The organism is Halanaerobium saccharolyticum (assembly GCF_004362045.1).
Classification (GTDB): domain Bacteria; phylum Bacillota; class Halanaerobiia; order Halanaerobiales; family Halanaerobiaceae; genus Halanaerobium; species Halanaerobium saccharolyticum_C.
The window spans coordinates 36,839-58,665 of the sequence record NZ_SNWX01000013.1 but is presented as its reverse complement, the minus strand read 5'-3'; the positions used below and the strand labels follow the sequence as shown (position 1 = coordinate 58,665).

22 protein-coding genes and 1 riboswitch are annotated in these 21,827 nt (G+C 34.3%); of the genes, 3 read left to right on the top strand and 19 right to left on the bottom strand.

Features of this window, described 5'->3' with window-relative positions; translation table 11 throughout:
- Positions 1–27: 27 nt before the first annotated feature.
- The 8 genes from DFR79_RS09180 to pta form a co-directional block, all read right to left on the bottom strand.
- Positions 28–261 carry an acyl carrier protein gene (locus DFR79_RS09180; RefSeq protein WP_133515206.1) on the bottom strand — a complete coding sequence of 78 codons (234 nt, stop codon included), beginning with the start codon at positions 259–261 and terminating at the stop codon, positions 28–30.
- A 77-nt stretch (positions 262–338) separates the two neighbouring features.
- Complete coding sequence (gene fabG / locus DFR79_RS09175) at positions 339–1,085, bottom strand: 3-oxoacyl-[acyl-carrier-protein] reductase (RefSeq protein ID WP_133515205.1); 747 nt, start codon at positions 1,083–1,085, stop codon at positions 339–341.
- A 60-nt stretch (positions 1,086–1,145) separates the two neighbouring features.
- Positions 1,146–2,093 (bottom strand): enoyl-[acyl-carrier-protein] reductase FabK, encoded by a 948-nt coding sequence (gene fabK / locus DFR79_RS09170; RefSeq protein WP_133515204.1) that lies wholly within the window; start codon positions 2,091–2,093, stop codon positions 1,146–1,148.
- Positions 2,094–3,107, bottom strand: a complete 1,014-nt coding sequence (gene plsX / locus DFR79_RS09165) for a phosphate acyltransferase PlsX (protein ID WP_133515203.1) — start codon at positions 3,105–3,107, stop codon at positions 2,094–2,096.
- Between the two features lie 148 nt (positions 3,108–3,255).
- Entirely contained in the window at positions 3,256–3,429 is a 174-nt protein-coding gene (rpmF, locus tag DFR79_RS09160; RefSeq protein WP_111573106.1) for a 50S ribosomal protein L32, read from the bottom strand.
- Positions 3,430–3,447: 18 nt separating this feature from the next.
- Positions 3,448–3,924, bottom strand: a complete 477-nt coding sequence (locus DFR79_RS09155; protein WP_133515202.1) for a YceD family protein — start codon at positions 3,922–3,924, stop codon at positions 3,448–3,450.
- A gap of 75 nt (positions 3,925–3,999) precedes the next feature.
- Positions 4,000–5,193, bottom strand: a complete 1,194-nt coding sequence (locus DFR79_RS09150; protein WP_133515201.1) for an acetate/propionate family kinase — start codon at positions 5,191–5,193, stop codon at positions 4,000–4,002.
- Between the two features lie 19 nt (positions 5,194–5,212).
- Positions 5,213–6,211, bottom strand: a complete 999-nt coding sequence (pta, locus tag DFR79_RS09145; protein WP_133515200.1) for a phosphate acetyltransferase — start codon at positions 6,209–6,211, stop codon at positions 5,213–5,215.
- A 184-nt stretch (positions 6,212–6,395) separates the two neighbouring features.
- On the opposite strand from pta, the gene DFR79_RS09140 reads away from it, so the two are divergent.
- Positions 6,396–7,682 carry a tRNA(Met) cytidine acetate ligase gene (locus DFR79_RS09140; protein WP_133515199.1) on the top strand — a complete coding sequence of 429 codons (1,287 nt, stop codon included), beginning with the start codon at positions 6,396–6,398 and terminating at the stop codon, positions 7,680–7,682.
- Positions 7,683–7,701: 19 nt separating this feature from the next.
- On the opposite strand, the gene DFR79_RS09135 is transcribed toward DFR79_RS09140, so the two are convergent.
- Entirely contained in the window at positions 7,702–8,712 is a 1,011-nt protein-coding gene (locus tag DFR79_RS09135; protein WP_133515198.1) for a YlbL family protein, read from the bottom strand.
- Positions 8,713–8,954: 242 nt separating this feature from the next.
- Positions 8,955–9,138, top strand: a riboswitch (Lysine riboswitch).
- A gap of 101 nt (positions 9,139–9,239) precedes the next feature.
- Here DFR79_RS09135 and DFR79_RS09130 point away from each other — a divergent pair.
- A complete protein-coding gene (locus tag DFR79_RS09130; RefSeq protein ID WP_133515197.1) occupies positions 9,240–10,781 on the top strand; it encodes a Na+/H+ antiporter NhaC family protein in 1,542 nt (513 codons plus the stop codon).
- A gap of 75 nt (positions 10,782–10,856) precedes the next feature.
- Here the strand turns inward: DFR79_RS09130 and DFR79_RS09125 are convergent, their stop codons facing one another.
- From DFR79_RS09125 to DFR79_RS09080, 10 genes are read right to left on the bottom strand one after another with little or no spacing between them, the layout of a single operon-like run.
- Positions 10,857–12,953, bottom strand: a complete 2,097-nt coding sequence (locus DFR79_RS09125; protein ID WP_133515196.1) for a bifunctional diguanylate cyclase/phosphodiesterase — start codon at positions 12,951–12,953, stop codon at positions 10,857–10,859.
- A 12-nt stretch (positions 12,954–12,965) separates the two neighbouring features.
- On the bottom strand, positions 12,966–13,736 hold the full coding sequence (locus tag DFR79_RS09120) for a tRNA 2-thiocytidine biosynthesis TtcA family protein (protein WP_133515195.1): 771 nt from the start codon (positions 13,734–13,736) through the stop codon (positions 12,966–12,968).
- A 16-nt stretch (positions 13,737–13,752) separates the two neighbouring features.
- Positions 13,753–14,124, bottom strand: a complete 372-nt coding sequence (locus DFR79_RS09115) for a YccF domain-containing protein (protein WP_133515194.1) — start codon at positions 14,122–14,124, stop codon at positions 13,753–13,755.
- A 39-nt stretch (positions 14,125–14,163) separates the two neighbouring features.
- Complete coding sequence (gene menA, locus DFR79_RS09110) at positions 14,164–15,102, bottom strand: 1,4-dihydroxy-2-naphthoate polyprenyltransferase (protein WP_133515193.1); 939 nt, start codon at positions 15,100–15,102, stop codon at positions 14,164–14,166.
- Positions 15,103–15,107: 5 nt separating this feature from the next.
- On the bottom strand, positions 15,108–15,602 hold the full coding sequence (gene coaD / locus DFR79_RS09105) for a pantetheine-phosphate adenylyltransferase (RefSeq protein WP_133515192.1): 495 nt from the start codon (positions 15,600–15,602) through the stop codon (positions 15,108–15,110).
- 19 nt (positions 15,603–15,621) lie between these two features.
- Entirely contained in the window at positions 15,622–16,161 is a 540-nt protein-coding gene (gene rsmD, locus DFR79_RS09100) for a 16S rRNA (guanine(966)-N(2))-methyltransferase RsmD (protein ID WP_133515191.1), read from the bottom strand.
- 21 nt (positions 16,162–16,182) lie between these two features.
- Positions 16,183–18,240, bottom strand: coding sequence for an ATP-dependent DNA helicase RecG (gene recG, locus DFR79_RS09095; protein ID WP_133515190.1), 2,058 nt, complete (start codon positions 18,238–18,240; stop codon positions 16,183–16,185).
- Positions 18,237–19,112 (bottom strand): DegV family protein, encoded by an 876-nt coding sequence (locus DFR79_RS09090; RefSeq protein WP_133515189.1) that lies wholly within the window; start codon positions 19,110–19,112, stop codon positions 18,237–18,239. The genes recG and DFR79_RS09090 overlap by 4 nt, the downstream gene beginning before the upstream one ends.
- Positions 19,113–19,123: 11 nt before the next feature.
- A complete protein-coding gene (locus DFR79_RS09085) occupies positions 19,124–20,896 on the bottom strand; it encodes a DAK2 domain-containing protein (protein WP_133515188.1) in 1,773 nt (590 codons plus the stop codon).
- Positions 20,886–21,248, bottom strand: a complete 363-nt coding sequence (locus DFR79_RS09080; protein ID WP_133515187.1) for an Asp23/Gls24 family envelope stress response protein — start codon at positions 21,246–21,248, stop codon at positions 20,886–20,888. The genes DFR79_RS09085 and DFR79_RS09080 overlap by 11 nt, the downstream gene beginning before the upstream one ends.
- Before the next feature lie 308 nt (positions 21,249–21,556).
- Here DFR79_RS09080 and rpmB point away from each other — a divergent pair, with 308 nt between their 5' ends.
- Complete coding sequence (rpmB, locus tag DFR79_RS09075; protein ID WP_111573473.1) at positions 21,557–21,787, top strand: 50S ribosomal protein L28; 231 nt, start codon at positions 21,557–21,559, stop codon at positions 21,785–21,787.
- Positions 21,788–21,827: the final 40 nt, after the last annotated feature.

Here is a 21,827-nt window from a genome sequence, read left to right as displayed (position 1 = left end):
AGAGGGAGCTTCATCCTTAATCAATGCTTAAAGAATATCGTCTAAATAACTTACAGCATCCTCTACTGTGCGAATGTTTTCTGCATCTTCATCAGGGATTTCTACATCAAATTCTTCTTCAAATGCCATAACCAATTCCACAACATCTAAAGAATCTGCTCCAAGATCTTCTATAAATGAAGAGTCTTCAGTAACTTCATCTCTGTCAACTGCTAATTCTTCTGCTACAATATCGATTACTCTATCTAAGATATTATCCACTCCATTCACCTCCTTTCACTAAAATCTCTTTTATAAACGCAAGGATATTTTAGCACTTGTACATCGAGTACGTCGAGCTAGGCTCCCATACCGCCATCAATTTTAATTACTTCGCCATTTATGTAATTTGCATTATCTGAAGCTAAAAATGCTGCTAAATCAGCTACCTCTTCTGCTTTACCAAAACGCGCCAGAGGAACCTGATCAATAACTCCTGCTTTTATATTCTCACTTAATTCATCAGTCATCTCAGTATCTATAAAACCAGGTGCGATAGCATTTGAGCAGACACCTTTAGAGGCCAGCTCTTTGGCCATGGTTTTCGTAAAACCAACTATTCCGGCTTTTGCAGCTGAATAATTAGCCTGACCTGCATTACCATTAATACCAACTACAGAAGAAAGATTAATTAATTTTCCATTTTCAGCTTTGAGTAAATATCTAACTGCATTTTTAGTACAGTTAAATACACCTTTTAAATTAATATTCAATACCTGATCCCAATCTTCTTCTTTCATTCTTAAAAGTAGTTTATCTCTGGTAATACCTGCATTATTAACTAAAACATTCAAACCACCCATTTTGGCATAAGCAGTTTTAACTAATTCTGCTGCCTGATCAAAATCACTTATATCAGCCTGCACCACATGAGCGGTACCACCTGCTGCTTCGATTTCATTTTTTACTTCTTCTGCTCTCGTTCGAGAATTAGCATAATTTAAAGTAACTTCAGCTCCTAAAAGAGCCATTTTTTTAGCAATTTCAGCTCCGATACCTCTGGAGCTTCCTGTAATTAATATTTTTTTATCGTTAAGGTTTATCAAATTTGACACCTCTTTTGTCTGCATTATAATTATTAAAAAAATTAAAATTATAAATAGATATTATTTCAGTAAATCACAGCTGTTTTGAATTGTATTTTCAGCTTCAAGAACAATCTCTTCTATGATTTCCTTTACACTTTTAATTTCAGTGATCATTCCCGAAACCTGGCCGGCCATTACGCTGCCTTCCTGAACATCACCGTCAATTACAGCATCTCTTAACTTGCCTGAGCCTACTTCTTCAATTTTTTCAGGAGCTGCACCTTCTTTTTCCAGTCTTTCTATCTCTTTTGTCAGTTTATTTTTTAGATTTCTAACTGGATGACCCGTACTGCGGCCTGTTACAACTGCATCTCTATCACGAGCTCCAATTATAGCTTTTTTAAAAGCATCTGAAGCTGTACATTCTTCAGAACAGACAAATCTAGTCCCAATCTGAGCTCCTTTTGCTCCCAGAGCTAAAACTGCAGCTAAACCTCTACCATCTGCAACACCACCTGCCGCAATAACAGGGATATCTACGGCATCTGCAACCTGAGGCACCAGTGCCATAGTAGCTAGTTCTCCAATATGACCCCCGGCTTCTGTTCCTTCCACAATTACCGCATCTACCTCAAGTCTTTCCATTCTTCTTGCTAAAGCTACAGAAGGAATTACCGGAATAACTTTTGAGCCTACTTCCTGAAACCTCTTTACATGTTTGCCAGGATTCCCGGCTCCTGTTGTGATTACAGGGACCTTTTTTTCTATCGCAAGTTCTATTATATCATCTGCAAAAGGAGAAAGTAGCATAATATTTAAACCAAATGGTTTATCTGTTAGCTCTCTAACTTTTTCAATTTCTTTTTCAATTACATCTGCCGGAGCATTTCCTGCTCCAATAATACCCAGGCCACCTGCACTGGAAACTGCTGCAGCTAATTCCCCGGTTGCAACCCAGGCCATACCTCCCTGAATAATTGGCTTTTCGATCTCCAGTAAATCACAAAGCTCTGTTTTCAATGCCATTTATTCCAACTCCTCATTCTTTTCTAACTCAGTTTTAATTAGTGATACTATATCTTCTTGAACAGTATTTTTAGCAGCTTTAACTGCATTATAAATAGCAGTTCTATCTGAACTGCCGTGGCTGATGATTACAACACCATTAACTCCCAGTAACGGAGCTCCACCATACTGTCTGTAATCAATTTTATTTAATACTTTTTTTAGATATGGCTTTATGAGTAAAGCAGCAATTTTTGATCTAAAATTAGTTTGAAAACTCTCTTTGATTAAATCAAGAAAAAATGAAGCTGCTCCTTCAGTTGTCTTTAAAACAACATTACCAACAAAACCATCTGTTACAACTACATCAACCTGTTCACTGAAAATGTCTCTTCCTTCAACATTCCCAATGAAATTTTTAATTCTCTGATCTTCATTCAAAACCTTATAACTTTCTTTGGTTAAATTATTACCTTTTCTCTTTTCTTCACCAATATTTAAAAGAGCTACTCTAGGGTTTTTTATCTTCATTACATTTTCTGCATAAAGCTGTCCCATTAAAGCAAACTGCAGTAAATTTTCGGGACTGCAGTCAGTATTGGCTCCATTGTCTAAAACTAAAGTACTTCCATTAACAGCAGGAAACTGAATTGCAATTGGTGGTCGGGAAACCCCTTTGATCCTACCAACTCTTAATAAACCAGCTGCCATAACTGAGCCTGTATTGCCTGGAGAAATAAAAGCATCAATTTTTGACTCTTTTAATAAAGCTGCTCCAACATTTACTGTAGCATTTTTCTTTTTGCGCAGAGCTTTAATTGGTGATTCATCCATTGTAATAATTTGATCTGCTCTTTCGATTTTAAGCCTTTTCGAATCAAAGTCAGTTTTTGCTAACTCTTTGCTTATAATATCATATTCACCAATCAGGGTCAATTCTATTTCTGCTTCTTCTTCTAAAGCTTTTAAAGCACCTGTAATTAACTCAGCAGGCTCCTTTTCTCCACTCATAACATCAACAGCTATTCTATACAATATTGCCGCCTCCCGGGTTCAAAAAAAGAAAATTTATATCTGTATCATTTGCAAAACATTATATCTCAACCGTCGGTCAATTGCAAGTTAAGGACAAGAAAAAAACAGAGAATCTCTAAGGCAGAGATCTCTGTTTATCTTAAATAATTTAATTTCCGCTCACCTTTTTGCCATCATAATGTCCACATTCAGGGCATACATGATGAGGTAAAATCTTTTCATGGCAGTTTGAACATTCTGCAAGGTTTGGAGCACTCAGTTTTTTATGGGTACGTCTTTTACGCTTGCGTGTTTTAGAAGTCCGTTTCTTTGGTACAGCCATTCTATACACCTCCTTTAATTAATCATTATTATCATAAAAGTCTTTCAGTTTTGCAAGACGTGGATCTAACGCCTCTACCTCACAATCACATTCACCTTCATTTAAATCCTGACCGCATTCAGGGCAAATCCCTTTGCAATCATCAGAACAGAGAGGCTTCATTGGCAGAGAGAGAATAATATTATCCACAATAATCTCGTCTAAATATAGTTCTTCCTCATCTTCCATTTCACTTTTTGAAACATCTTCGGAAATATCCAATTCAATTGGAGAACTATACTTTTGTAAACAGCGACTGCAGCTTAAAATCAAGTTAGCTTTGAGCTTTCCTTCTACTACAAATGAATCACTAGTATTGAAAATCTCTAAATCAAGCTTAATTGGATCTTTTATTTCTATTTCACGATTAACAAATTCCAAATTATGAAATTTAAGCTCCAGTGAAACCTGTTTTCTACTTCCAATCTCTTTTAAATCACTGAGGTTTATAAACAATTTATTTGATCACCCCTGTAAATAACCACATTTTATTATATAAAAAGCAGCTTTAACTGTCAAGAAGAATTTTAACTACTTAACTAATTCCATTGTATCTCTGGCAATAACTAATTCCTCATTTGTAGGAATTATCATTGCTTTAACTTTAGAATCATCAGTAGAAATAAATACCTCTTTACCGCGACAGTCGTTAGCTTCTTGATCTACCTTGACACCCAGATATTCAAGTCCTTCTAAAATTCCCGCGCGGGTTTCTTTAGAATTTTCACCAATACCAGCTGTAAAGACAATTGCATCTACTCCACCCATTGCTGCAGTATAAGCACCAATGTACTTTTTAACTCTATAGTTGAAAAGTTCAAGTGCAATCTCTGCCTGATGATTGCCTTCCGCAGCTGCATCTTCAACATCACGGGAATCACTGCTGACACCAGAAACACCTAAGAGTCCACTTTCTTTATTAAGGATATCATCCATCTCCGAAGCAGAAATATCTTCCTTATCCATAATAAATGGAATTATCGCAGGATCTATATCTCCACAGCGGGTTCCCATTACCAGACCTTCTAAAGGAGTAAGTCCCATACTGGTATCAACTGATTTACCGTTTTTAACTGCTGCTACACTGGCACCATTACCCAGGTGACAGGTAATTATTTTAAGATCGGATAAGTTCTGATCCATCATCTGAGCTGCTCTTTTGGCAACATAAGCGTGGGAGGTACCGTGAAAACCATATCTTCTGACTCCATACTTTTTATAATATTCATATGGTAGAGCATAAATATAGGCTTTCTCAGGCATACTCTGGTGGAAGGCAGTATCAAATACTCCCACCTGTGGTTTGTCAGGCATTAATTCTTTACAGACCTTAATCCCCATAATGTTGGGAGGATTGTGCAAAGGGGCTAAATCGGCAACTTCCTCCAGCTTTTTAATTGCTGCCTCATCGATAACTGTGGACTCGGAAAAAGTCTCACCACCATGAACAATCCGATGGCCGATAGCTTCTACTTCGTCCATATCCTCCAGTACTCCGTGATCTTCTGATAATAAAGTTTCTAATAATAATTTAATTCCCACCTTGTGTGTAGGAATATCTTTTTCGATTACAATTTCTTCCCCACTACCGTTTTCATATTCCAAAAATGAATCTTCAATTCCAATTCTTTGAATTAACCCTTTAGCCAGTACACTTTCTGTTTCCATATTAAATAACTGATACTTTAGAGAAGAGCTTCCACTATTAATAACAAGTATTTTCATTTTTTTCCTCCTAGAAATTTTATTTATTTTGAGCCTGTACTGCTGTGATTGCTGTTAAGTTAATGACATCCTCGACTGAACAACCGCGGGACAAGTCATTAATCGGTGCTGCCAGCCCCTGCAAAATAGGTCCAACTGCATCTGCACCCGCAAGTCTCTGTACAAGCTTATAACCAATATTACCTGACTGTAAATCAGGAAAAACTAAAACATTTGCTGATCCTGCAATTTCGCTTTCAGGAGCTTTTCTCTGACCAACACTTTCTACTAAAGCTGCATCGGCCTGCATTTCTCCATCTATTTTTAAATGAGGTGCATTCTGATGTGCAATTTTAACTGCCTGCCGTACATTATCTACATTCTCATGCCGGGCACTGCCCATTGTAGAAAAGGAAAGCATAGCAACTTTAGGATCAAAATCCAACAATCTGTGTGCTGTATCGGCAGTAGAGATTGCAATTTCTGCCAGCTGTTCGGAATTAGGAGCCGGATTTACTGCACAATCAGAAAAAACCATTACTCCTTCTTCACCAAAAGATTTATCTTTCAAAACCATAATAATAGCACTGGAAACCGTAGAAATCCCTTCTGCAGTCTTTACAATCTGAAAAGCTGGTCTCAAGACATTACCGGTTGCATTAGCTGCCCCGGCAACCATTCCATCAGCTTTATTAGTATAAATCATCATTGTTCCAAAGTAAAGTGGATCTTTGATTGCTTTTTCAGCCTCTTCTTTGCTTATTCCCTTATGTTTTCTTAGTTCATAAAATTCATCTCTAAATTCTGCTATGTACTCAGAATTCCCCGGGTCGATAATTTCAACCCCATCCAGATCAACTCCATACTCATTTGCAGAGTCTTCAATAGATTTTATACTACCCAAAATTACGATCTCAGCAATTTTTTTTGCTTCAATTTCTGCTGCTGCTTTTACTATTCTCTCATCATCACCTTCGGCAAAAACAATTTTCTTTAAATCAGAAGCTGCTCTTTCTTTAAAGTTTTTCAGTACATCCATCTTATAAATATCCTCCCCCGTGGTTTTAAAAATATGTAAGTTGTTCTTTGTATAATTTTTTGCTATTATATATATAATACTATATTAAACTATTAAATCCTTTTTTATTGAAAGAAGTTCGAAAAGTAAAACTTTTAACTTAAAATACTAATTAATTAATAAATTTAACTTTTGAGGTGTTCTTATGAGTGTAACAGCTTTAATTGTAGAATATAACCCTTTTCATAATGGTCACCAATATCATTTAAATCAAAGTAAAAAAATTACTCAAAATGATGATCTGATCGTAATAATGAGTGGAAATTTTACTCAACGTGGAGAAGCTGCTCTTTTAGATAAATGGGCCAGAACAGAACAGGCTTTAAACTGCGGCGCGGATCTGGTGCTTGAATTACCTTTAACTTACAATATCCGCAGTGCCGAGTATTTTGCCTATTATTCTGTTTTGAGTTTAGCAAAAAGCAATCTAGTAGACTCTATCGTTTTTGGCAGTGAAGCAGGAGATATTGAAATACTTACTGCTGTAGCCGAAGCTTTAGTCAAAGAAAGCTCTGAGTTTAAAAAAGAATTACAGCAGCATTTAGCTAATGGTGTTGATTTCCCAACTGCCCGACGTAAAGCTCTCCTAAGCTGCTATCAGAATAATTCTGAACTTAAAAAATATAATAAAAACAGAATCAAAAGGATATTAAAAGCACCAAATAACATTTTAGGTATTGAATATTTAAAAGCCATCTATAGATTGAATTCTACTATAAAAGCCCATACTATCAAAAGAGTTGGCACAGATTATCACAGTCAGGAAGTTAATGAAAATTATGCCAGTGCTTCTCTGATTAGAAATCTAATCAACTCCAGAACTCAGGCAGAAGCTCTGACTGCTGCCAACAAATTAATGCCTGCTGGTTCCTGGGAAATTCTCAAAAAAGAGATGGAAAAAGGAAGATTTGTTAAAAAGGACTACAAAACAAAAATTTTAAGTAAAACAGTTGATCAGCTTAGACGCTATAGAGCTCAGGATTTAAAAAAGTTTAAAGGTATCCAAAATGGACTGGAAAATCGCTTTGTGGAAAAAGCTGCTGCTTCATTTAAAGCTGACTTATTTTTAGACTCTCTTAAATCTAAAAATCTAACTGAAAGCAGAATCAAAAGAAAACTACTTCAGGTGTATTTTGGACTTGATGCAGAAAAAATTAATCTAGCTGAAAACAATGCCCCCCACTATTTGAGAGTTCTCGGCCTTAAAAAGGATAAAGAATATTTACTTTCCCGATTACAGCAAAAATCTGAGGTTGAGATTATTATCAATCCAGCTGCAAAAATAAATAAGATAAATCTGAATGCTCAAGATCCTCTTGTACTTTCTCTGAGTTTTGATCTGCTGGCTTCAGATCTTTACGCTCTACTATATCAAAACTCAGATCACAGTAGCGCCCAAAGAGATTTCTATCAAAAGTTTATTAAAATCTAAAGCAAAAGCTAGATATTTTTTATGATTGAAGTTCCCTCTGCAGTAATTCTATCAAGCCATCAATGGTCTTAACTTTTAGCAGTTTCAAATCACCAGCATATTTAGCTGCTGTCTCATAGTTTTCTTCAGGTACAAAAAACAAATCTGCACCAGCTGATTTTGCTGCCATTACCTTAAACTTCACTCCACCTATTCGACCAATCTCTCCATCAAGACTGATGGTTCCTGTTCCTGCTATTCTTCTTCCCCCGGTAATATCTTTTTTAATTAATTGATTATAAATTTCCATAGCGAAAACACTGCCGGCAGAAGGACCAATTATATTTTTAGTATTAAATTTAACCTCCCGGGGAAAATTGTAATTCAGACCCTGGGAACTGATTAAAACTCCGATGGATGGGTTGCCCGGATTACCTTTTAACTCTACTGTTTTTAAACTAAACGTCATTTTTTCTCCATCTCTTAAAACAGTTATCTCTACAGTATCACCAATTTCTCTGTTTCGAATGATATTAACAGCATCTGCAGCCATCTCAACTTTTTTGTCGGCTACTGCAATAATCAGATCACCTTTTTTTAATTTATTATAGGCACTTCCTTCTTTCATAACTTCTACAACTTTAGCCCCTTCTCCAGAAACTTCAACTTCATATCCCGCCTGTTTAAAAGCAACAGCCTGAGCCTGAAGTTTGCTTTCTTCCATCAGCTGCGCCATTAAATCAATGTATTCATTCATATCCATATTTTCCGGCATCTGTTCAGAAAGAGCTGTTAATCCTTTATCTTCAGGCTGGAATAGCGAAATATAAAAATAATCCCAGGCCACAGCTCTCCGGCTGCTGACCGCAGTCAGCAAAAACTCACCCTCATTTTTATAACCACCTTCTACCTCAATCATCGGTGATAATTCAGCTGCAATTCCTGGCTGCATAACCTGATAAGGGATCGGAATAAAGTGACTTATTACAAACAGAATAAAAATTATTCCAATTAAACGAGAATACACTTTTTCTAGATTTTTATTTCTCATATTTATCTTCCTTCTATAATTATTTATTAATAGAGTTTATTAGAGATTAATTTTGCTCAAGATGCAATTTCCACCTTTGATTAAAAAAAGTCAACACAACTATTATATATTATAAACCCTACTTAATGCAAAATTTTTTAGCGATTTCTTGACATAAATTACAGCCTGAGTTATAATTTATATGAAATTGAATATTGAGGAATGATTAGCTTATGTTAGTCATTATAAATACCTCATCTAGTAGATGAGGTAGAGGAGCAGAAAAAATCAGTAATTTTAGAATTGGTTTGAACCCAGACTTAAAGCTAAAATAAAAGGTTTTTCTGCCGAAGTGGATTTTTTAAGGGTTCAAAAATTCTGCTGGGACTGTATATAAAATATACAGTACTGTCATAGTAATTTTTACTATGTTGTGCTATCTCATATTAAAAGATGAGGCGATTTTTGCTATTTATCCGGCATATCGCTGGATATTTTTTTATGCCTAAATATTTAATTTGATTTTAAAAAACTAGGAGGCTTTATTTATGGAAAGTTATGGAATCATTTCTTTACTACCACCACTGCTTGCAATTATTTTAGCCTGGTGGAGCAAACAGGTTGTACTCTCATTATTTTTGGGAGTTTTTGCAGGGGCATTAATTACAAATTCTTATAACCCTATTTTTGCTTTTATGCAAACCCTGGACGATTATATTTTAGCTTCACTGGCTGATCCCTGGAATGCCGGAATTATTTTGTTTTTACTGGCTATGGGCGGTATGATTGGAATAATTAATAAATCAGGTGGTATAGTTGCAATTGGGGAATATGTTGCAGAAAAAGCAAATTCTGTAGTTAAAACACAATTTGCTGCCTGGGTAATGGGAGTGCTTATCTTTTTTGATGATTATGCCAATACTTTAATTGTTGGTAATACTATGCGCCCAATTACTGATAAAATGAGAATTTCAAGAGAAAAACTTGCTTTTATTGTTGATCTAACCGCAGCTGCAGTTTCGAGTATTGTTCCAATTTCAACCTGGATTGCTTTTGAGGTTGGGGTTATTAGAGACGGCTTTGATTCGTTAGGTTTAGAAATGAGTGCTTATGGAACCTTTGTCCAGACAATACCCTATCGTTTTTACAGCTTATTTGCTCTTGCTTTTGCTTTAATCATTATTTTCACTGCTAAAGACTTTGGTCCAATGTTAAAAGCAGAAAAAAGAGCTCGCTCAACCGGAGAAACTTTACGACCTGGTTCTACTCCGATGGTTTCTCAGGAAATGGAAGAAATTAAACAGCCCGCAGGAAAAAGTTTTACTTTTACAAATTCATTTTTGCCGATTATTGGAGTAATTCTGGTTACCTTAATTGGTCTCTGGTATAATGGAGGTGGTCTGGAAGCAGGCACTTCTATTAGAGACGCTTTTGGTAATGCCGATGCCAGTATTGTTTTGCTCTGGGCAGCAATCACAGGTAGTTTTATTGCAGGAATTCTATCTCTTGCAAAGGGAATCCTTAATGTCAGCGAAACTGTTGACGGCTGGATTGATGGTGCCAAATCAATGTTTATTGCCTGTGTAATACTTGTTTTAGCCTGGTCAATTGGCAGCATCACTGATGATTTAGGAACTGCGAATTACTTAGTTTCAATTCTGGAAGGTAATATTATACCAGAAATCGTTCCTGTAATGATTTTTGTTTTCTCTGCTTTTATTGCTTTCACAATTGGAAGCTCCTGGGGAACAGTTTCAATCGTAATGCCACTTGCTATTCCTCTTGCCAATTCAATTGGGATTCCTATGCTGCCAACAATAGCAGCAGTATTGACAGCAAGTGTAATGGGAGACCACTGTTCACCAATTTCTGATACAACAATTATGTCTTCTACTGCTTCTGCAGTAGATCATATGGATCATGTTAACACTCAAATGCCTTATGCTTTAACTGTGGGGCTGGTAGCAGCGCTATTTGGATTTTTACCTGCAGGATTTGGATTTTCAGCAATTTATCTATTACCACTGGGAATAATTGTACTTTATGCAATTGTTCAGACCTTTGGTGAAAAAGCAGAAAATGTAATTTAAATTATTTCCTTAAACATAAAAAATAAACTGTAAGATAAAAGACCGCTTTCATTAAAGAGAGCGGTCTTTCTGCAATTAAACATTAATTTTCATCTGTAAATAAGCTTCTATTTCAAACTCAGACATTGGCTGATTAAAATAGTAACCCTGAATAAAATCATTCCCCAGCTGATTCAGCTTTTGCATTTCTATTTCTCTTTCTACACCTTCGGCAATTGTTTTTAATTTTAAGAGATGAGCAATATTAATAATTGATTCAACAATATTCTTTCCATCATCACTTAAGGTCATATTTCTAATAAATGAAATATCAATTTTAAGATAATCAATAGGAAATTTTTGCAGATAACTAAAAGACGAGTAACCGGTGCCGAAATCATCAATAGAAATCGCAAAACCTTTTGCTTTCATATCATTCATTACTTTTAAACTATAATTAACATCATCCATAGCACTTGATTCAGTTATTTCAAACTTAATCAAAGAATGATCAATACCACTCTCAGCAATAATCTGGTAAATATTCTGCAGATGAGTAATGTCCTCCAGCTGTTTTGCTGATAAATTAATGGAAACAGGAACAACTTCATAACCATTATCTAACCATTTTTTTATACTGTTTACTACTTTTTGAGTAACTATCAAACCAACTTTCTTTATCAGTTTAGAATTTTCCAGAATCGGAATAAATTCAGCAGGAGAAATTATACCCCTTTCAGGATCCTGCCATCTAATTAGAGCTTCCATTCCATAAAGGTCCCTATTAGAACCCCTATAATATGGCTGATAATAAATTATAAATTCATCATTTTTTATTGCCTGGTCAAGTTTTGCTTCCATCTTAGTAAATTCTTTTATTTTCTGGTTCATTTCCTGATCAAAAAAAGCATAATCATTTTTTTTAATATTAATTAAAGCAATTTCAGCATTTGATAATAGATTTTGAGAACTTATACAGTCATCAGGATAAACCGAAATTCCAATCCTGGCATTAAGCATAAATTGTTCTAAATTATAATCAATCGGATCAGTAAAAGCACTTAATAGATTTTCTGCTATTTTATAAATTTGATTAGCTAAATCAATTTTATCAACTATTAAAGCAAAATTATCTCCACCCAGATAGGATATGTAATTATTCTTATCAAGTCTGACACAATTCTGACTAGAAGCAGCTTTTTTATTTATTAAATCAGCTGCCAGATTAATTAATGTACTATTATTTTCGGATTCAGTATATATATCATTTAAATACTTAATCTTATTAATGTTAATAACTAAAACTGCTATTTTACTATCTGTATTAACCTCAATTAAATTATCAATCTTATTTCTTATAGACTTACGATTGGGTAATCCAAATAAAACTTCATAATTAGAGATATATTCAATTTTTCGCCTCAACTTTTCATTTTGAGTTATATCTCTACCAACAGAAATATAATTTATTATCTCATCATTATGATTTTTTATCGGAGTTATAGTCTGTTCTGAATAAAAATAATCACCATTTTTCTTTTTGTTGATGATCACATCATTAAAAACCTCACCTGATTTAATTGTCTGCCAGAGATCTTTATAAAATTTAATGTTATGTTTATCCGATTTAAATAAAGAAGGGGCTTTTCCGATTACTTCTTCTTTTTTATACCCGGTAATTTCCTGAACGGTGGTATTGGCGTACTCAATAACCCCCTCCTGATCGGTAATTACAATCCAGTTATCAGTTTCGTTAATGGCTTTGACCAGTTTGATCATTTCCAGTTCTCGTTCTAAATCATTATTTAAATTTGCAGCTATAGAAATAACCTCTTCTATACTTCCATCTTCTTCAATAACTGCATTATTCCAGCTGCAGTTAATTATAGAACCATCGCTTTTCAAAGCCCGACTCATAAAATCATGGGGAAGATGATTCAGTTCACCACTTTTCCAGTTGCGCCAGACATCTCTGTCCTCTTTTGCAATAATTGTGGAAATAAAGTCTTTATTTTTAATGGCTTCCTTATCCCAGCCAAATAGTTCTTCTGCAGCCTGGTTTAGATCAATAATATCGCCTTCCCGATTCCAGGATATAAAAGCCAGCGGAGAATTTTGATAAATTGAATTGAGTCTTTTTTGAGTATACTTTAATTTTTCAACAATAAAATCTTCATTTTTTGAATCTGACATGTAATCCCCTTCTTATTTCCAGTATTTCTTCATTTTTTTACTTAAAAATTGAAAATCTTCTTCTGGCGGCCATAATTCCTGGTTATCTTTTTCTCTCATTGCTGAAAGTAGATTAGAAAAAAGCTGCTGATCCTTGAAATACCGGGCAAAATCTTTTTTAACCTGGGCTCGAGCTGTATTACCGTCAAAGGGACAGGAACTTTTATTGATTACAATATTTCTTTTTTCTATTTCTTCAATAATAATTTTTTCTCTTAGATAAATCAAAGGGCGAATAATTTCTATTCCACTTTCACTTAAATACCTTTTTGGCTGCAGTGCCTTTAACTGACCTGAATAAAAAATACTCATCAAATAGGTCTCCACCGCATCATCTAAGTGATGACCAAATGCCAACTTATTAAAATTTTTTTCTTTTAAATAATTAATAATAGCTCCCTTTCTGAAATGAGCACATTTTGAACATGGATTTTCTGTATCTGCGTCAGTTATATATTCAGCAATTCTACTTTCTATAATTTTCAATTCAATATTTAAGTGTTTAGATAAGTTTTTGATTTCCTCAGAAGTTGAATTTTCAAAACCCGGATCCACATGTACTGCTTGAAGCTTGAAGTCATTCTTAAAATGTTCTGCAAATATTTTTAAAATCATTAATAAAAAAGTGCTGTCTTTACCACCGGAAAGACCAACTGCCACCCGGTCACCTTCATTAATTAAATTAAATTCTGCCACTGCTTTTACAACTTTAGCTGTAATAGAACTATCAAAAGATAAATCCATAATTACTCCTTATTCTTTATTTTACTTTTCTAATATCTTTTCCAAAAGGCATTAAAGATAAATAAGCAAGTTTTAGACTCTGTCTGGCAAAAGGAATACCAATAATGGTAATTCCAAAAATCAAAGCAGAAACTAAATTAATAACAGCCAGTTCCCAGCCAAATACAACGATCCAGATGATATTTGCAATTAAACCAATTGCCGAATTATTTTTTTCCACTATCTCTTTTCCAAATGGTGCAATCTGCATTTTAGCCATTTTAAAGCACTGTTTACCAACTGGGATACCAATAATAGTGAGCGACCATAAAATTCCGGCAATCCACCATCCAATTGCTTCAATCAGACCCCCAAAAATAAACCAGATAATATTACCTAATAATGTCATAAAACCCCTCCTCAGTGACTATCATTTTTTAACGATACTTTAAAATATAATTGCTAAAAGCAAAGTTAAAGCCGTAGCATAATTAATGATTACAAAATTCTTAACCGATAAAACAAAAGTATCTTTTTTGTTCTGGTGCTCTACAAATTGATTAATATTTTTTTGAACCACAAAACTACTTAATAATGAAAACAGAGAAATAAGAGGTAATATCTTAAATATAACTGCAATTATGATACTCAAATATGACAAATAATAGAGATATCTAAATAATTTAAGACTGCTGCTGCGGGAAATATAAATTGGCAGTGTATAGCGCTTATTTTCTAAATCATCTTTAATATCACAGATGTTATTTGCCAGCATAATATTGGCAATTCCAAAAATTAGCGGCAGTGATAAAATTAATATTTTAATAATTTCTAAAAATTTTAATTCAATGATTAATAAATCTGATTTTAAAATCAGATTTATTAAATTCAAATTATGTACATATACCGCCAGAAAAGTAATAAAAAACCCCATTGTAAAACCGGAAAATATTTCTCCTAAAGGAGTCCGGGAAATTGGAACCGGCCCGGAGGTATATAAAATCCCAATTATAAATGAAATTACCCCAATCAATAATACTATAACATCAGTATTTAAATAAAGAAGTAAACCACTTACTACCGCCAGAAAAAAAAGAATAAAAATTATAGTTTTTACAGTCTTTTTACTCAAATTATAATTGACAACTGCATTGTGTTCTTCATAATTATAACCCTCTTTTTTTTCAGCTCTAATAAAATCCTGATAATTATTAACCGCAGTTGTCCCCATATCTACACAGAGAATAGAAAAAAAGAGAAGTAGACAATTAAGGTAATTAAAATTTGAATATCGATATAAAAGATATAAATTACCAAGTAAAAAGGGTGTAAAACTTGCTATTTTTGTCCTGATCTCTACCAGTTTTAAAAAAGCAGTTAAAGACACATGTTTCACCCCTTATTTTCTTCTACAAATTTGTTTCTCAACATCTGATAAACAAAATCGGGAACTAGATCTTTAATATTACCATCAAAGTAGGCAGCTTCTTTAATCACACTCGAACTTAAAAATGCATATTTAGTATCTGTCATTAAAAATATAGTTTCAATTTCATCATCTAAATGTTTATTCATTGAAGCCATCTGAAACTCACCCTCAAAATCAGAAACTGCTCTCAGTCCGCGCAAGATAGCCTCCCCACCAATAGAATGAACATATTTAGTAGTTAAACCAGAAAAAGAATCAATTTTTACATTTTTAAAGTCTTTAGTAGCTTTTTTTAGCATCTTAACTCGCTCTTCCATTGTAAAAACAGGCTCTTTATTAGGATTGCAAAACACCGATACTATTACTTCATCAAAAATATTGGCCGCCCTCTCCACAATATCAAGATGTCCATTTGTAACCGGATCAAAACTTCCAGGATAAACTATTTTTTTGCTCATATTAACTACCCCTTATAATTTAGTTTAGTTTATAGATTGTTAATAATGAATTCCCATAATGTTTATTTTTAATAATACTTAATCCACTAAATTCTTCTGCTTTTTCGGACCCTGATCTTTCGCTGACAATTAACCCATTTTCTTTTAATAAATCATTCTCAATAATTAACTTTACAGCCTCAGCTGTCATTTCTTTTTCGTAAGGTGGATCCATAAAAATCAAATCATATTTTTGACCGCAATTTTTTAGATATAAATAAACATCCCGGGCAAAAAGATCAGCCTGCTCAAAAAGTTTAGCCTTTTTTAAGTTTTCCTCAATTATTTTAAGGTGAGATCTGTTTATTTCCACAAAATCCGCCCTGACCGCTCCTCTGCTTAAGGCTTCAATACCAAGACTCCCAAAACCCGAAAATAAATCAAGAACTTCAGCTCCCGGTAAATAAAATGCAATAATATTAAACATTGATTCTTTAACTCGATCCAGAGTTGGCCGCACATCTCTTCCTTTTAGACTTTTTAATTTTAAACCACCAGCCTTGCCGGCAATAATCCTCATTAAATAACTCCTCCAAATATATTAAATCTTTAATTCTATTTTAGAAATAATTTTAGCTAAATTTTTATATTTTTGCTGCCAGTTTTCGTCTTTTACAATGTTCTGTGCTTCATCTCTTGCCTCTACTAATAGCTTTTGATCATCAATTAAACTGGCAACTTTTAAATCATCTATTCCATGCTGTTTTGTTCCAAAAAATTCTCCTGGACCTCGCATTTTTAAATCTTCTTCCGCAATTAAAAAACCATTATTGCTTTTACACATGATTTCCAGACGATGAGAAGCATCCTCTCCTGGTGGATTAGAAATTAGAATACAGTAGGACTGATGCCGACCTCGACCGACTCTGCCCCTTAACTGGTGCAGCTGAGCCAGGCCAAATCTTTCTGCATTTTCAATAATCATAATGCTGGCATTACTGACATCTACCCCGACTTCAATTACTGTTGTAGCCACCAGCACATCAATCTCACCATCTCTAAACTTCTCCATAATCTCTTTTTTCTCATCTGCAGGGATTGAACTGTGAATTAAAGCAAGCTTATAATCTCTTAAAATTCCAGACTGCAGATCATTATATAATTCTTCTGCTGAAATCAATTCTGGCATTTCCTCTGATTTTTCAATTAAAGGACAAACAATATATGCCTGTCTGCCAGTTTCAATTTTTTCTTTTAAAAAAGCATAAATCTGCTTTCTTCTATTTTCTCGCCGCCAGAAAGTTGCAATCTTTTTTCTTCCAGGGGGCATCTCATCAATAACAGAAAGATCTAAGTCACCATAAATCAGCATTGCCATTGATCTGGGGATTGGGGTTGCTGTCATAATCAATAAATCAGGACTATCGCCTTTTTGCTTCAAACTGTGACGCTGTTCTACCCCAAAACGATGCTGCTCATCAATTACAATCAAACCAGGATTATTGTAATTTAAACTTTCCTGAAAAAGTGCATGTGTCCCAATAATAAGATCAGTTTTCCCTTTCTCAATCTCAGCCTCAATCTGTCGACGTTCAGAAGCCTTTACACTTCCTGTTAATAAATGAATCTCATAATCAAAATCATTTAACAGCTCTTTGAAATTCAAAAAATGCTGTTCAGCCAGTATTTCTGTGGGGGCCATAAATATTCCCTGAAAACCATTAGCTACAGTCTGCAGCAGTGCCAGGGCCGCTACTACCGTTTTACCTGAGCCAACATCTCCCTGTAATAATCTGGACATAGTTTTTTTAGATTCCATATCTTTTCTTATCTCGGAGTAAACTTGTTTTTGAGCATCAGTAAGTTCAAAACCAAGATCCTCTAAAAAATCCTGACTTTCCTTTTCTTTAAACTGATGTTGAATGCCGCTTAAATCATTATATTTTTTCTTTTCTTCAAGTGCATAAAGCTGTAAATAAAAAAATTCTTCAAAAGCCAGCCTTCTGCGAGAACTTTTTTGATGTTTCTCATTTTCAGGGAAATGCATTCCCAGAATGGAAGTTTTTAAGCCGGGAAAATTTCTCTTTTTTCTGATTGATTCAGGCAGCTGATCTTTAAGCAAAGAGGCATAACTCTTTAAGGCATTAGCAACTACCCTGCGCAGCCGACGCAGGGTTATTCCTTCAGTCAGCGAATATACAGGAACTATTCTGCCTGTATTTAAAACTGAAGCATCAGATCCCAGTTTTTCATAAACTGGGTTATTAATTTCTTTTCTTTTGTATTTTCTCCAGTTTTTTTCGCTAAGCTTACCACTAATAATATATTTATCTCCCACGTTAAACTGATCACGAAGATAAGACTGATTATACCAGATCCCATTAACTACATCACTGCCGTCAGAAAATGTTACCCGGAGTAGATCAAGATTAGACCTTATTTTTTGATAGTCAATTTTCAAAACTTCAACTTTGAAATTAGCCTGTTCCCCTACAGCTGTATACTTTATTTGACTTATCTGACTGCGATCCTCATATTCTCGGGGGAAATAGTAGAGTAAATCCCTGACTGTTTTTATTTCCAATTTGGAAAGGCGCTCGGCCCATTTGGGCCCAACACCTTTAACAAATTGAACTTCATCTGAAAGTTTTAATTTCATTTTCCTAACAATTCTCCTCTATAAACAACAATCCCATAAACTAGAGGCCCGGTATGAGAACTTAAAACAGTACCAATTTTATTTTCTAAAAGCTGGTAGTTAAAATCGTTCTGAGCTTCTAATTCTGCTTCAAAAAGTCCTTTTAACTGCTGATAGTTGTCAGTGTTTTCACCATAAATATAAGCAAAATTAACATTATTACTACCTGCAGCAGCTTCTAAAGCTAAATCAACCAATTTCTGATTGGTTTTTTTATAACCCCGTATTTTTTCTTTTGGGGTAATTTCTCCTGTTTCAGCAGAGAGTTCCAGAATTGGATTGAAATTAAAAATACTGCCCAAAAAAGCCTGTGCTTTTCCAATTCTACCTCCCTTTTCCAGATAAGTTAACTCGTTAACTGTAAAATAAATTGTTAACTTCTCTCTTTCCCGAAGCAGGATTTCTTTTATTTCTTCAATATCTTTATCTTCTTTCAACATTTTTGCAGCTAACAGAACCATAAAACCAAGACCGGAACTAGTTGATTTAGAGTCTACAATTTCAACTTCTACAGCTTCCACCTGAGCAGCAGCAAGTCTCGCTGACTCACAGGTGCCACTTAAAGCAGAAGATATATGGATAGAAATTATTTGATCATAGTTCTCAGCTAATTTTTCGTAACTATCAATAAAAAGCCCTACTGAGGGCTGTGAAGTTGTAGGTAGCTCTGGTGCAGTCTCCATCATTTGATAGAACTTTTCATTTTTTAAATCAACTTTATCATAATAAGTATCTTCACCAAAATGAACAGTTAAAGGAACAATTTCTATCTGATAATTATCCAGTATTTCTGTTGGTAAATCACAGGTGCTGTCTGTTACTAAGGCAATCATCTTAACACATCCTATTCTAATGAAATTATAAAAGGATAAAGAGGTTGACCGCCGGGATAAATTTCGATTTCATCAAAATCAAAATTTTCTTCCATAATATCTCTAATTTCTTCAGCTTCAGCCTCATCTATTCCTTCACCATAATAGATGGTGACTAATTCTTCATCTTCAGCAACTTTATTTAATAAGTTAATTACTGTATCTTTTTTAGTTTCATTACTTACTAAAATATCGTCATTTTTTAGACCGATATAATTATCTTTTTTAATTTCCAGACCATTAACCTTAGAATCTTTAACAGCCTGAGTTATCTCTAATGTTTTTACATATTTGATTTCAGCTTCCATTATTTCTTTCAATTCAGCTGGAGAAGCTTGATCATCAAAACTCATTAAAGCGGTAACTGCCTGGGGTATAGAACGAGTTTCAATAATTGCAATATCTTTTTGACTAAGTTCTGAAACCTGTTTTGCTGCCGAAATTATATTTTTATTATTGGGCAGAATTATAATCTGGTCAGTATTCATCCTTTCCACTACTTCTGCAAAATCATTAGTAGAAGGATTCATTGATTGGCCACCTTTAATTACATAGTCAACCCCCAGTTCTTTTAAGATATTAACTATTCCTTCACCATTGGCAACAGAAATGATTCCTATATTTTTATCTATAGTAATTTCTGCAGCTGTTTGATTATCATTTCTGCTTTCTTCCTCATCAATATCTGCTTTTGCTTCAGCCTGGTCTTCATTTTGATCTTCAGAAATATCTTTATTTTTATCTGTATGAAACTGAGAATGATCAAAATTAGCTTCATTTTCGAGCTTAACTTTTTCCTGATTTTGTTTACGCATATTATCAATTTTTATATCAAAAACTTTACCTTTTTTTAAACCATATTCTAATAAAACACCAGGGTGGTTGGTATGAATGTGAATTTTAATTATATCATCACTACCAACAACCATAATTGAATCTCCATAACTCTGCATATCTCTTCTAAGCTTATCAATCATCCGCTCAAGATTATTTTTTCTAGTATCAATTTCAATTAATATCTGGGTACAGTAGGTAAATTTAATATCCGCTGCAATTTCAGCTCTCTTTTTAGTTTTTCCTTCAACAGCGGCTGCCTGATATTCTATCTTTTCTCCTTTTAAACCTTTAAGCATTCCCTCAAGGATTGTCAGATAACCCTGTCCCCCGGCATCTACAACTTCTGCTTCTTTTAAGGCAGCAAGCAGCTCAGGAGTATGTTCTAAAGATTCTTCCGCTGCTTCAATTGTTATTTCAAGCAGCTCCACCAGATCCTGAACAGATTCGACCTCTGATGCAGCTTTCTCAGCCGCTTCTCTGGAAACAGTCAAAATTGTTCCCTCTACTGGTTTTAAAACACCATGGTAAGCCACTTCAGAAGCTTTTTTTAGTGCATTAGCGAAATCTCTGGCTTTCATTCTCTTCTTGTTCTTTAGAGCCTGAGCAAAGCCTCTGATCAACTGGGATAGAATAACTCCTGAGTTACCCCTGGCTCCCATTAAAGCACCCTTAGACAGCGCTGCCGCCAGATCAGATACACTCTTTGCGTTGTTATCTTCCAGATTGAACACTGCCTCTTTAAAGGTTAAATACATATTTGTTCCTGTATCTCCATCCGGGACAGGAAAAACATTTAATGAATCAATAAAAGATTTCTGTTCTTTTAGCCAGTGTAATGATGCAAACATCATTTCTTTAAATTGTTCTGCATCTACTGTAGTAATTTTTTCTTCATTATTAATTGGCATCGCCAACCCTCACTCCCCTTACATTAACATCTATAGTTACAACTTCAATTCCAACTTTATTTTCGAGGGTATAGCGAACTCTTTCCATAACATTATGAGCTACTTCATGAATATTAGTTCCGTATTCAACAATAATATTTAAATCCAGATGAACTTTCTCTTCCCTAATATCAACACCAACACCCTTACTAATATTATCCCAGCCCAAAAGATCTGCAAGACCATCCTGCATACTTCTAGAGGACATACCAACAAGACCATAGCATTCCATGACAGCAAGACCTGCTGTTTTAGCTATTACCTCTTCATCAATAACTATCTTACCAAGTTCATTTTTTAATTCTTTTTCCATTCTTTACACCTCTTTTCATACATAATTATTCTATCTTATATAAAGTCTCTATGCAAGAAATAAATTTAATGAGTTTAATTAAATGCTCATTTATTATTAATTTCAAGATAAATTAATACTTTCCTGCATATTTAAGTCTATATTTTTTCTAAACTTACTTTAATTAACTTGCTAAAGACCGTTTATCTATGTTAAAATATAACCTGATGGAGATTTTATTTTGACACGCTCAATACAAATCTATCTATTTATTGTAAAATAGAGATTTATGAGCCGATGATTTGTAATAAATAAGGAGGTGTTTTTCTATGTCCAGAGTCTGTGAAATTTGTGGTAAAGGTGGAAATACTGCCAATAGCATACAAAGACGTGGTAAAGCTAAGAAAAAAGGTGGAGTTGGACGTAACATCACCAGTTCTACAAAAAGAACTCAGCGTCCCAATCTTAAAAAAGTTAAAGCAATTGTTGATGGATCACCAAAAAGAATTAAGGTATGTACTCAATGTCTTAAATCAGGTAATGTTGAAAGAGCTTACTAATTAAGATTTAGATAAACAAAGGGAGTAGGGCATTTTCAAA